This window comes from Collinsella sp. AF29-7AC (genome assembly GCF_003475665.1).
Classification (GTDB): Bacteria; Actinomycetota; Coriobacteriia; order Coriobacteriales; family Coriobacteriaceae; genus Collinsella.
Genome location: NZ_QRQX01000033.1, coordinates 1 through 11,852, shown reverse-complemented (window position 1 = coordinate 11,852; position 11,852 = coordinate 1). Strand labels below are relative to the sequence as shown.

General features: G+C 57.5%; 10 protein-coding genes and 1 tRNA gene. All 11 read left to right on the top strand.

Features of this window, described 5'->3' with window-relative positions:
- Nucleotides 1-153 precede the first annotated feature (153 nt).
- On the top strand, nt 154-1,500 hold the full coding sequence (gene purB / locus DWZ15_RS09930; RefSeq protein ID WP_118450760.1) for an adenylosuccinate lyase: 1,347 nt from the start codon (nt 154-156) through the stop codon (nt 1,498-1,500).
- A gap of 139 nt (nt 1,501-1,639) precedes the next feature.
- Complete coding sequence (locus DWZ15_RS09925) at nt 1,640-2,476, top strand: ABC transporter substrate-binding protein (protein WP_117655801.1); 837 nt, start codon at nt 1,640-1,642, stop codon at nt 2,474-2,476.
- The gene (locus DWZ15_RS09920; protein ID WP_118450758.1) at nt 2,473-4,272 is read left to right on the top strand and encodes a GGDEF domain-containing protein; all 1,800 of its coding nucleotides are present in this window, start codon (nt 2,473-2,475) and stop codon (nt 4,270-4,272) included. The genes DWZ15_RS09925 and DWZ15_RS09920 overlap by 4 nt, the downstream gene beginning before the upstream one ends.
- Before the next feature lie 113 nt (nt 4,273-4,385).
- Nucleotides 4,386-4,649, top strand: coding sequence for a TIGR03905 family TSCPD domain-containing protein (locus DWZ15_RS09915; protein WP_089572560.1), 264 nt, complete (start codon nt 4,386-4,388; stop codon nt 4,647-4,649).
- The gene (locus DWZ15_RS09910) at nt 4,649-5,860 is read left to right on the top strand and encodes a twin-arginine translocation signal domain-containing protein (RefSeq protein ID WP_118450756.1); all 1,212 of its coding nucleotides are present in this window, start codon (nt 4,649-4,651) and stop codon (nt 5,858-5,860) included. Before DWZ15_RS09915 ends, DWZ15_RS09910 begins: the two co-directional genes overlap by 1 nt.
- A gap of 153 nt (nt 5,861-6,013) precedes the next feature.
- A complete protein-coding gene (locus tag DWZ15_RS09905) occupies nt 6,014-6,736 on the top strand; it encodes a response regulator transcription factor (protein ID WP_118450754.1) in 723 nt (240 codons plus the stop codon).
- An 11-nt stretch (nt 6,737-6,747) separates the two neighbouring features.
- Nucleotides 6,748-8,313 (top strand): cell wall metabolism sensor histidine kinase WalK, encoded by a 1,566-nt coding sequence (locus DWZ15_RS09900; RefSeq protein ID WP_118450752.1) that lies wholly within the window; start codon nt 6,748-6,750, stop codon nt 8,311-8,313.
- A gap of 118 nt (nt 8,314-8,431) precedes the next feature.
- Complete coding sequence (locus DWZ15_RS09895; RefSeq protein WP_118266958.1) at nt 8,432-9,310, top strand: phosphoribosylaminoimidazolesuccinocarboxamide synthase; 879 nt, start codon at nt 8,432-8,434, stop codon at nt 9,308-9,310.
- Nucleotides 9,311-9,886, top strand: a complete 576-nt coding sequence (locus tag DWZ15_RS09890; protein WP_118266956.1) for a hypothetical protein — start codon at nt 9,311-9,313, stop codon at nt 9,884-9,886. It begins immediately after the preceding gene.
- Between the two features lie 93 nt (nt 9,887-9,979).
- Complete coding sequence (locus tag DWZ15_RS09885; protein WP_118266955.1) at nt 9,980-11,260, top strand: aminopeptidase; 1,281 nt, start codon at nt 9,980-9,982, stop codon at nt 11,258-11,260.
- A 28-nt stretch (nt 11,261-11,288) separates the two neighbouring features.
- A tRNA-Lys gene (locus DWZ15_RS09880) sits at nt 11,289-11,364 on the top strand.
- The last annotated feature ends 488 nt before the right edge of the window (nt 11,365-11,852 follow it).

Sequence of the window (11,852 nt, the reverse complement as noted above, 5' to 3'; positions counted from 1 at the left end):
GTACGGATGAATGTGGGAGGTGTTCGGATAAAGTCGATAATCAAGGCTCCAATTCCAAAATGTTAGGTTCATGCCTGCTGCCCATACTTGCACCTGCGCACGGTACAATGGTTGGGTTACGACCAACGTGCCAATAGCCAAAAAGGAGCCGCTATGATCGATCGCTATACCCGCCCGGAGATGGGACACATCTTCTCCCTCGAGAACAAGTACGCCATTTGGCAGGAGATCGAGGTCCTGGCCTGCGAGGCCCAGGCGGAGCTCGGCAAGATCGGCATTTCTAAAGACGAAGCCCAGTGGATCCGCGACCATGCCAACTTTGAGAAGGCAAAGGTCGATGAGATCGAGGAAGTCACGCGCCACGACGTTATCGCCTTCCTGACCAACATGAAGGAGTACATCGACGCCGATGTTCCCGAGGGCGACCCCAAGCCCAGCCGCTGGGTTCACTATGGCATGACCAGCTCCGACCTGGGCGATACGGCTCTGTGCTACCAGCTCACCCAGGCCTGTGACCTTATCATCGAGGACGTCAAGAAGCTCGGCGAGATTTGCAAGCGTCGCGCCTTCGAGGAGCGCAAGACGCTCTGCGCCGGCCGTACCCATGGTATCCACGCCGAGCCGATGACCTTTGGCATGAAGTTTGGCTCTTGGGCCTGGGAGCTCAAGCGCGATTTGGACCGTCTTGAGGACGCCCGCAAGAATGTTGCCTTCGGCGCCATCTCGGGTGCTGTCGGCACGTACAGCTCCATCGAGCCGTTTGTCGAGGAATATGTCTGCGAGCACCTGGGTCTGGTTCACGATCCGCTGTCCACGCAGGTCATTTCCCGCGACCATCACGCCTACCTCGCCGGTGTCCTCGCCACCACGGCGGCCACCTGCGAGCGCATCGCTACCGAGGTTCGCAATCTGCAGAAGACCGATACGCTCGAGGCCGAGGAGCCGTTCCGTAAGGGTCAAAAGGGCAGCTCCGCCATGCCGCACAAGCGCAACCCGATCACCATGGAGAAGGTCTGCGGCCTGTCGCGTATCGTGAAGTCCAACGCCCAGGTCGCTTTCGACAACGTTGCCCTGTGGCATGAGCGCGACATTTCGCACTCCTCTGCCGAGCGCGTCGCCCAGGCCGATAGCTTCATCGCACTCGACCACATGTTCCAGTGCCTCATCCGCGTTATCGACGGCCTGCAGCTGTATCCGGCTCGCATGATGGCCAACCTCAACAAGACTCGCGGTCTCATCTTCTCCTCCAAGGTCCTGCTGGCCCTCGTCGATACGGGCATCACCCGCGAAGATGCCTATGCGATCGTGCAGGAAAACGCCATGGCTACCTGGCACGAGGTGCAGGATTGCGTCTCCGGTCCCACCTTTAAGGAGCGTCTCGAGGCCGACCCGCGCTGCACCGTCAGCCAGGAGAAGCTCGACGAGATCTTTGACCCGTGGGACTTCCTCACCCGTATCGACACGGTCTTCGATCGCCTGGAGCAGCTGAGCTTCGAGTAGGGTTGACCTAATTCGACCGCCCGCAGATGCATTTCAACCATTGGCGCCTTGCCCGTCTTGGGCGAGGCGCTTTTTTCGCTGCCGAATCGGCTCCCGGTAATAAAATGAATCCTACTGCTGTTTCGATGAAAGGAGGCGCGTGCCCAGACGTATCAAGCGAGCCACCATTGTCTCGTCTGTGCTCATACTCCTTGTTGCCGCCTGTGCGGTCGCCCTGACGTATACCGCTCGAAACAGCTCTCCCTCCTCGAATGAAACCGACAAGGATCTCCCGGTACTCAAAATCGGCGTTACGGATAACGATCCCTATGTGTATATCGATACCACGGGCGATTACGCCGGTATCGATATCGATATCGCGCGTGAGGCCTGCAAGCGTGCTGGAATCAAACCGCAATTTGTTGACATATCTTGGAATGATCGCGATCGCCTGCTCAAAAACGGCGATATCGATTGTCTGTGGTGCGACTATTCGCCCTGTTATCGCGAAGATGATTATTACTGGACTGAGCCGTATCTGACCGTGACAGTCTCGGTTGCCGCCAAGAAAACGAGTGGTATCAAGGGTTTGGAGTCTCTCGATGGAAGCAAGACCATTGCGGTGATTGCGGGTTCGGTGAGTGAACGCCGATTGCTTGCCGGGGACCTAGGGATCTCGCCGGATGTGCACATCAAATCGTATGGTTCTGCCGAACTCTGCAAAGCTGCCCTGGTCAAAGGTTATGTTGACTGTTGGATGGCGGACGTTCAATCGCTCGACCGGCTCGTCGCGCAGTATCCCGGTGTTTATCGCGTGTTTGCCGACAACGTTATGACAGTTGACCTGGGCGTTGCGTTTGAGAACAGCTATGAGGGGGAGTACGTCAAAAACCTCAATACCGTGCTGTTCGACATGGACCGAGATGGCACGATTGAGCGCATTGTGGACAGTTACAAGGCAGGGGCGACGACAGGCAGGCAAGGAGCGGAATCATGACAAATGATGGGCGCCGCTTGCATCGAAAGCATTTAGTTACCGCGGCTGTCGCCGTTGTGACCAGCATTGTCTTGTTGAGCCTGCTGTATACGGTCGGCACGCATCGCTGCCTCGATAAGACGCTTGGGTTTGGCCGGGAAGCCATGGTGTTTTTACAGGCCGCCTGCGAAAAATATGACCGATATGAGCAGGGAAGAAAAACCGAGGCGACGCACAATTTGGATGCCGCGGTCGAGTCATTCGCGACGTTCTTGCCGTCTGACCGCGTCGAAATTAACGATGCACTGGTCGAGGAGTATGTCCACAACGAGCACCTTTCGGGAATGCTGGTCATGGACGCCGACGGCCATATGATCGCTCATTACGATGTCGACGGTCGCGATCCGCTGATGCTGTGGCGAGAGGAGCTGGCCTGTTCGTCGGTCGCATCGATGTATCGAGGCTCCAAAGTGTCCTACTCGACCGTCGTAGAGCGTCGCGGCGTTGACTTTGCCGTGACCGCCGTTCCGTACGGCGATGGCGTAGCACTGGGGTATCGATCGCTTGCGGCTGATTCCGCCGATGATTATTCGTACACGATAGCCGACGTGCTCGTGAACAACACGTTTCACCAGAGTCCAACGGTGCTGGTGATGTGTGATGCGCAAATCGTTTCCTCAAACGATTCGACCGTCGATATAACCCTTGCTCGACTTCTCGTCGATAGTGGAATTGACTGGAAAGACGAAGGTCTAACACGTGTCGAATATCGGGGGGCTACCTGGTATGCCGTGCGTGCGGCGTATAAGGACTACCGCCTGTTTGCGCTGTATCCCAAATCTGAGGTCATGTCTGGCAGGATCACATTTGTCGCCGCTGGCGTCTTGGTGAGCCTTGCGTTTTGGGTCGTGGTGCTGTTGGCTCAAAATATCGTTGACCACCGCAATTTGGCCGAAAAGGATAAACAGCTCGGCATTATCAATGCCATAAGCGCTATCTACGATTCGACCTTCCTTTTGCATCTCGACGCCCTCGAGATCGAGGGAATCAATATGTCGCCGGCGATAGCGAAGATATTTGCCGAGCACAGCGAGGCATATGACTTTATGGACACGGTCTGCCGGGATATCGTGAGCCCCGAAAGCCGCGAAGCGGTTGTGGAACTCGTAGATATAAGTACGCTCCGTGAACGTATGGAGGGCGTACCGTACTTGGCTGCCGAGGTGCGAGATTGTCGAGGTGCTTGGTACTCGCTACAGGTTGTCCCCCAGCATCGCGATGAGCAAGGCCGGCTGGAGTCGGTCGTCGTGGCGACGCACAACATATCGATGGTCAAGCATGCCGAGGAGCTGTCATACCAAGATAAACTGACGGGGCTTCGCAACCGTAACTATCTTGAATCGCGCGGAGATAGCCTGGTAAACGAGGGCTTGCCCGTGAGCGTGATTATGGTGGACTGCAATTATCTCAAGCGGACCAACGACATCTATGGTCACGAGATGGGGGATGAACTGCTGCGACGGACGGCGTCCGTGCTGCGGCGGGTGGCTGGTGCGGATTACCTGCCGATGCGCGTTGGCGGCGACGAGTTTTTGCTGGTTTGCCCCCATACTGACAACGAGTCTGCGCTCGGGCTGGAACAGGATCTTCGTCTCGGTCTTGCCGCGGTAAGTGATGAGGCCCTGACGGTCAGCGCGTCGATTGGCGTGGCGACCGTCGAGACGGCTGGAAATACGCTGGCCGATGTATATCGTGTCGCCGACCATGATATGTATCGGGAGAAGCGCACGGTCCACGCACGGGGTGCGGGCTGCTAATCTTGCCCCCACGAGTTCATGCATCGTAGGATGTTGAATCGGTGCTTGCGATAATAAGTCGGCCCAGGCGGGGATAATAGACGTCTGAAATTTCTTTCTGAGAGGGGATCTCAATGATTAGTTTTGACTACAAGCCGCAGGGTGTATGCTCTCGCAATATTCACCTCAATCTCTCTGACGATGGCAGCAAGGTGCTGGGCGTTGAGTTTACCGGCGGCTGTGACGGCAATCTCAAGGCAATCTCCAAGTTGGTCGAGGGTGCTCCTGCCGATCGCGTAATCGAGGTTCTCGCCGGTAATACCTGCGGTATGAAAAAGACCTCTTGCGCCGATCAGCTCACGCGCGCTATCGAGGCCGCTCGCGCCGAGATCGCCTAATGGGTATCGCCGACCACATCAAGAATGGAATATCGCGCCGTGGCTTTGTGCTCGGCGGTGCTGCCGCGGGCGCTGCCACGGTGCTTGCCGGTTGCTCGAAAAAAACGGGCAGCAGCGACGATGCCGCCGGCGAGCCGCAGGTTATCAAGGACGATTCGAAGATTGTCTCGATCACTGATGAGTACGAAGCTGTTGATATCGATCTTGAGCCCACGGCCTCGTGGACGCTGCCGCTGGGCACGTTGCTGTACTACTGCGATGGTGACTATGCTGCGGCAATGATGGCGCCTGCATCGGCACTGCACGCCAACACACTCGGTGTGCTCAACCTGGGCGATGGCTCGCTTACTACACTTATCGAGGATCCCGTTGAGGGAACCGGTTATGCGTTTTACGACGTTCGCGCGGGTGATGGCGTGTTCGCGTGGGTCGAGATGAACTTTGCCAATGCGTCTTGGAAACTCTATGCGCAAAACCTTGCAGGCTCCTCCCTTACCGGTAACGCTGTCGAGCTCGACCGCGGTGGCGAAAACTACGATCCGCCGCTCTTCACAGCGTATGGGTCGTCGGTCATCTGGTATAAGATGCCTTCGTCCGGCGGCAGCAAGACGAGTAACGATTCGTACTGCTACCGTCAGTCACCCAGCGAGTCCAAGCCTGAGACTATCTGGAAGTCGACGGGCCGCTTCGCATCCGCCCCGCGCGTGAGCGACGGCATCCTGACTATCTCGCCCCGCGTGCACAATGATGAGGGCGTCTATTACGGTATGACGGCAATCGACCTGACCGACGGCAACAATACGAAGCGAGCTCAGCTGGTGCTTCCTTCGTCGGTTGCGCCTTTCGAGGCCGTGTATATGGGCGACACCTTCGTGTTCTCCATTGAGGCGACGTATAACGGTGTGGGTAGCCTGGGCAATATGGGCACCTATATCGGTAACGAGGGCGGGCCGTACCTCTTCCTTGCGCGTGAGCCGCTCGCGTGCGCTGCGGGAAGGAAAAATAAATACCTGGTTAAAGTCCAGGCATCGCATTTCCTGATCGACACCTCTGCCAAGACCTATGGTTCGCTGTTGTCGCCCGACCGCGCTTTGGAGTATGGCGATTATCCAGCTACGGCGGGAAAATCGGACTCATTCCTTACGTACGCCACGGTGCGCAACAGCCAGGGTATACCAGAGACGGTCACCGCACGCCTATTCTCTCTTTAAGCTTAGAGGGGTTAAAAAGGCGCCAACAGGGGAATAAACGCGTTGTAATTGTGAGTACCGCCCGCCGAGCTGCCGCGTCATAGCGGCATCCGGCGGGCTCAGGTGCGTTAAAATGGGCTTGTTCTTAGCTAATTGAGACAGGGGGGCCGTGTTATGGCTTCAGATGCAAAAAAGATTCTGCTGGTCGAGGATGAGAAGGCAATCCGTGACGCCGTCGCTGCCTATCTCGAGCGCGAAGGCTACTGGGTTGTGGGCGTCGGCGACGGCCAGTCCGCGATCGAGGAGTTCGAGAAGCATCAGTTTGACCTGGTCGTGCTCGACCTTATGCTCCCCAAGATCCCCGGCGAGCGCGTTTGCCGCACCATTCGCGACACCTCGGATGTCCCCATCATCATGCTGACGGCCAAGGGCGAGATCGAGGACCGTATTATCGGTCTTGAGCTCGGCGCCGACGACTATCTGATTAAGCCGTTCTCGCCGCGCGAGCTCGTCGCCCGCGTTCGCGCTCTGTTCCGCCGTGCCCATCAGGCCGACGAGCCCGCCGTCGAGGTACTCGACTTCGGCGATCTGGTCATCGATATCTCGGGCCACAAGATCTTGGTCGAGGGCAAGGAAGTCGATCTGACGGCTTCCGAGTTCAAGCTGCTCACCACGCTTGCTCGTCATCCCGGCCGTGTCTACAACCGTATGGAGCTGGTCGAGAAGGTGCTTGGGTACGACTTTGAGGGCTATGAGCGCACCATCGATAGCCACGTGAAGAACCTTCGCGCCAAGCTGGGCGATGATCCCAAGAAGCCCAAGTGGCTCTACACCGTCCATGGTGTCGGCTATCGTTTCGAGGCTCCGGGCAAGACCGATAAGTCGGACGAGAAATAGGGAAATCACATATGACACCTGCGCGCTTTGAAATCGGACAAAAGCACAAGCAGGAGAGCGAGGCGGGTTCCAAGGCTAGTTGGAACACGCCTCGTTCCGATTCACGGCCAACGATGAGCTATCCCTCGCGCATGGCACTTGCTTTTGCTCTGACATCGCTCATGACGGTATTGGTGCTGGTGGGCGTGGTCTCTGTTGTGTGGGGCACGGTCTTTTCGGATTACACGCGCTCCAATATCGTCGAAATCGCAAATTCCGCTGCCGAAAAGCTTGCGACGTCGTATGAGGAAAACGGCAACTGGACTGCGGGCGAGCTACGTACGGTCGCGACATCGAGTTTGGTGTCCGACGACCTGAGTATGCAGGTCGTCAACAAGAAGGGCGTTGTTGTCTATGACGACTCATGGCCTTCGGCAAGTGCGACCGCCGATGTGCGCGAGAGCGAATCAGCGTCGAGCAGCTCGAGCGGTAAAAAAGCATCGCATAGCCCGGTCTCGTCTGCTCCAACCGACTCCGATAGCGTTGCCAACGTCGAAATCATAACGTCTTCGGGCGAGCATGTCGGACAGGTAAAGCTATGGGCCATCGGCTCCGATGCCTTGCTCACCAAGGCGGATTCTGCATTTAGGGAGAAGACCTTTAACGCCATGGCCCTTGCTGCGGTTGTCGCAGTTTGCATTTCGGTCGTTATCGGATCACTCGTGTCGCGCATGCTCACCAAGCCGATTCACCGTATTACCAGCACGGCCAAGCAAATTCGCGATGGCGATCTGTCCGCTCGTACAGGCTTGCGCGGTGATGACGAAATCGATCAGCTGGGTGAAACCTTCGATGAGATGGCCACTTCGCTTGAGAAGGATATGAAACACGAGAAGCGCCTGACCTCAGACGTGGCTCACGAACTTCGTACTCCGCTTATGGCCATGCTCGCGACAGTCGAAGCCATGCAGGATGGGGTGTATCCTACCGACGACGAGCATCTGGAAACCGTTGCATCCGAGACACGTCGCCTGGCCCGTCTGGTGCAGCAGATGCTCGATCTATCGCGCATGGAAAACAGCACAGCGCCGCTCAACCTTGAGCCGGTGGACATGGTCCCGTTCGTGCGATCAATTGTGAACGGTCAGGAGCGTCTGTTTGCCGACCGAGACCTTCGTCTTCGCTTTGCAGATGAAACCCAGGGTCACGACGATGTCGTCGAGGCCGATCCCGACATGATCACGCAGTGCGTCATCAATCTCATGAGCAACGCCATGCGCTACACCCCCGAGGGCGGTTGGGTCGTGGTGTCGGTGCTCAGTGACCGCAAGCATGTCAGTATTGCCGTTTCGGATACCGGCATCGGTATTGCCAAGGACGATCTGTCGCGCATCTTCGGTCGTTTTTGGCGCGCCGATGCCAGCCGTGCCCGTGAGGCGGGCGGTCTGGGCGTGGGCCTCGCCGTGACCAAGCAGATTGTCGAGCGCCATCATGGCTACATTTCCGTGGAGTCGGAGCTTGGAAAGGGTACGACTTTTACGATTCATCTGCCTCGCGAGCACACGGCGGACGCGGCATCTACTACAATGGAGCACTAGCTTTTCGCTATTCGGTGAAGGAGGGGTTTCGTCCCTGCCGCTCCGAGTTTGCGAAAACGTGCGGGAAAGAGCCCGCATTACTGTCGTATTTTGGTAAGGAGTGACTCACGTGACAACGATGGAGCGTCGTCCGGATTCCCGTGGCAAGGTTCGTGATATCTACGATGCCGGTGAAAACCTGCTGATGGTCGCCACCGACCGCATTTCTGCGTTCGACTTCATTCTTCCCGACGAGATTCCGTTTAAGGGAGAGGTGCTCAACCGCATCTCGGCATTCTGGTTCGATAAGTTTGCCGACATCGTTCCCAACCACCTCGTTTCCATCGACCCGGCGGATTTCCCCGAGGAGTTTGCCGAGTATCGTGACTACCTCGCAGGCCGCGCCATGCTGGTCAAGAAGGCCCAGACGATTCCTATCGAGTGCATCGTCCGCGGCTATCTGACCGGTTCGGGCAAGAAGACCTATGACGAGAACGGTACCGTCTGCGGCATTCAGCTGCCCGAGGGCCTGACCGAGGCCTCCAAGCTTCCCGAGCCGCTGTTCACGCCGTCCACGAAGGCCGAGATCGGTGACCACGACGAGAACATCTCGTTCGAGCGTTGCTGCGAGATCGTGGGCGATGACATCGCCACGCAGATTCGCGACCTTTCCCTCAAGATCTACAAGGCTGCCGCCGAGTATGCAGCGACCCGTGGCATCATCATTGCCGACACCAAGTTCGAGTTTGGTGTCATCGATGGCAAGGTTACGCTGATCGATGAGTGCCTCACGCCCGACTCCAGCCGTTTCTGGCCTGCCGCCAGCTACGAGGAGGGCAAGATTCAGCCCAGCTACGACAAACAATTCGTCCGCAATTGGCTCAAAGCCAACTGGGATATGACGGGGGAGACTCCGCACCTGCCCGCCGAGGTCATCGATGGCACGTCCGAGCGCTATCGCGAGGCCTTCCAGATCATCACGGGCTCCCAGTTCACAAGCATGAAGGAGAACGCGTAAGTGAGTACCCGCAGCGCCACGAACAAGCGCACGCAATCCCGCGAGGTTACCGGGGTTGCGCGCAAGTCCGCCGCATCCGCTAAGCCCGCCCGTCAGGCAGCGAGCTCTGTTCACGTCGTGCCGGCATCATCCAAGGCACGCCGCAAAGAGCTCGAGAAGGGCGAAAACCTGGAAGGCCTTTCCAAGGAGGAAAAACGCGCCCGCAAGGCCAAGCAGCGCGCCCGCGAGGATCGCATCTACACGGTGTCGAATATCCTTCTCAAGCAGGATGAGGACTACACCAAGCGCCGCCGTATTTGGTGGGCCGTGCTCGCTATCGGCATGGTGCTCGTCGTGGCAATTGGGGCTTCGCTCTACTTCGCTCCCGGCGGCACGGTGTCCAGCCCCGTTCAGATGGTCGGCATCGTTTTGTCCTACGTCATCATTTTGGGTGACTTTATTTACGACTTCGTTCGTATTCGTCCCCTGCGCAACATGTACCGCACGCAGGCCGAGGGCATGTCCGAGAACAAGCTCAACGCCCTTATCGAGCGCGCAGCTGCCGAGGAGGACAAGAAGGACTCCAAGAAGAAGTAGCGTTTGCATGCATACTTATCGCTAAGATATAAGGCGCGTCGTTTTTGCGGCGCGCCTTTTTACTGTTCTATATATAGGTAGATGGAGTGGCACATGATTCGAGCTGCCCTGACGGTTGAAGAAGCTCTGGAGGGCATGAAGGCCCTGGAGCCCAAGATTAAAAACTACGCGCGCCTGGTCGTCCGCAAGGGCGTAAACGTTAAGCCCGGCCAGGAGGTCGTCGTTCAGTCTCCGGTCGAGTGCGCGCCGTTTGCGCGCGTGGTGGTCGCGGAGGCATATGCTGCTGGCGCCGGCCACGTGACGGTCATTTGGGCCGATGATGCCGTGACAAGGCTCACGTACGAGCATGTCGAGAAAAGCTATTTTGAGCAAACACCCGAGTGGAAGCGCCTGCAGCTGGATTCCTTGGCCCAGGATGGTGCCTGCTTTGTCTTTATCGAGGGTGCGGATCCTGCGGCCCTCAAGGGTATCGATCCGGCCAAGCCGGCCGCGGCATCCAAGGCGAGGAATACGCAGTGCAAAGTTTTCCGCCGTGGACTGGATTACAACATCAATCCGTGGTGCATCGCCGGCGCGCCGGTCGCTGCCTGGGCTCGCGAGGTGTTCCCGGGCGATGCGGACGAGGTTGCAATCTATAAGCTGTGGAATGCGATTCTGCACACCGCCCGCGCCGATGGCCAGGACCCGGAGAGCGACTGGGAGCGCCACGATGCCGCATTCGAAAAGAACCTGCGCTTCCTAAACGATAATCAGTTTGACTGCCTGCACTACACCGCTTCGAACGGAACCGATCTGACGATTGGTATGACGAAGGGCCATGAGTGGGCCGGCGGTAAGGGTGAGACCCCCGACGGTCATCCCTTCTTCCCCAACATCCCCACCGAGGAGGTCTTCACCTCGCCCGATCGCATGCGCGCTGACGGTATCGTGTACTCGGCCATGCCGCTCATCCACCACGGCAACAAGGTCGATGATTTTTGGATCAAGTTCGAGAACGGTCACGTGGTGGATTACGACGCCCGCGTGGGCAAGGCGACGCTCGCAAGTATCATCGATACCGACGAGGGCGCTGCTCACCTGGGAGAAGTCGCGCTCATTTCCAAGAACACGCCGATTCGCGAAAGCGGCATCCTGTTCTATGACACGCTCTATGACGAGAATGCCAGCTGCCATCTTGCACTGGGAGTCGGCTTCCCCGAGTGCATCGAGGGTGGATATGATATGTCCAAAGAGGAACTCTTGGAGCATGGCGTCAACGTGTCGAGCGCGCACGTCGATTTTATGATCGGCACGGACGACATCGATATTACGGGCATTACGCCCGATGGACGTGAAGTTGTGATTTTCCAGAACGGCCAATGGAGTTGGGAATAGTCCCAGACCGTGGTACAATGCCACCCGCGGGCCGTTAGCTCAGCTGGCAGAGCAGGGGACTTTTAATCCCAAGGTCCAGGGTTCGAACCCCTGACGGCCCACCATAGAATAGAAAAGCGACTGGCGGATGCCGGCCGCTTTTTTGTTGCCGCGACGCGGGTTCGAACCCGTCGGGGTGCGGAGCCGAGTAAACGCATGAGCGTTTGCCAGCGCAGCGCGCAAGGCGCGAAAGCGCCGCAGCGGCCGCCTGCGGAGCAGGCTGAACCCCTGACGGCCCACCATAGACTAAAAAAGCGACTGGCGGATGCCGGCCGCTTTTTTGTTGCCGCGACACGGGTTCGAACCCGAACTTCTCTATATATAAGAACGCTTGGCGAACAAAACCTGCCTTTTACCGACAGGAAACCAAAACCTGATGCCTTTAGAGTAAAGTAGCGCTCCAGAGATGACCGACGCCTCAACACCTATAAACCAGCTGGTCATCGCCAATATCAGAAGCCAATGCTTCAGTTTTAACCTCAGTGATGCGACTGAGGGACCTATTCATTTGTGAACAAAATATGGAGTGCGCGATTCCCGCCCCCGGCGCCCC

Excerpts from the sequence above, each read along its gene's own strand:
- purB (WP_118450760.1), top strand. The coding sequence starts at position 154 with ATGATCGATCGCTATACCCGCCCGGAGATGGGACACATCTTCTCCCTC.
- DWZ15_RS09920 (WP_118450758.1), top strand. The coding sequence starts at position 2,473 with ATGACAAATGATGGGCGCCGCTTGCATCGAAAGCATTTAGTTACCGCG.
- DWZ15_RS09915 (WP_089572560.1), top strand. The coding sequence starts at position 4,386 with ATGATTAGTTTTGACTACAAGCCGCAGGGTGTATGCTCTCGCAATATT.
- DWZ15_RS09910 (WP_118450756.1), top strand. The coding sequence starts at position 4,649 with ATGGGTATCGCCGACCACATCAAGAATGGAATATCGCGCCGTGGCTTT.
- DWZ15_RS09905 (WP_118450754.1), top strand. The coding sequence starts at position 6,014 with ATGGCTTCAGATGCAAAAAAGATTCTGCTGGTCGAGGATGAGAAGGCA.
- DWZ15_RS09900 (WP_118450752.1), top strand. The coding sequence starts at position 6,748 with ATGACACCTGCGCGCTTTGAAATCGGACAAAAGCACAAGCAGGAGAGC.
- DWZ15_RS09895 (WP_118266958.1), top strand. The coding sequence starts at position 8,432 with ATGGAGCGTCGTCCGGATTCCCGTGGCAAGGTTCGTGATATCTACGAT.
- DWZ15_RS09885 (WP_118266955.1), top strand. The coding sequence starts at position 9,980 with ATGATTCGAGCTGCCCTGACGGTTGAAGAAGCTCTGGAGGGCATGAAG.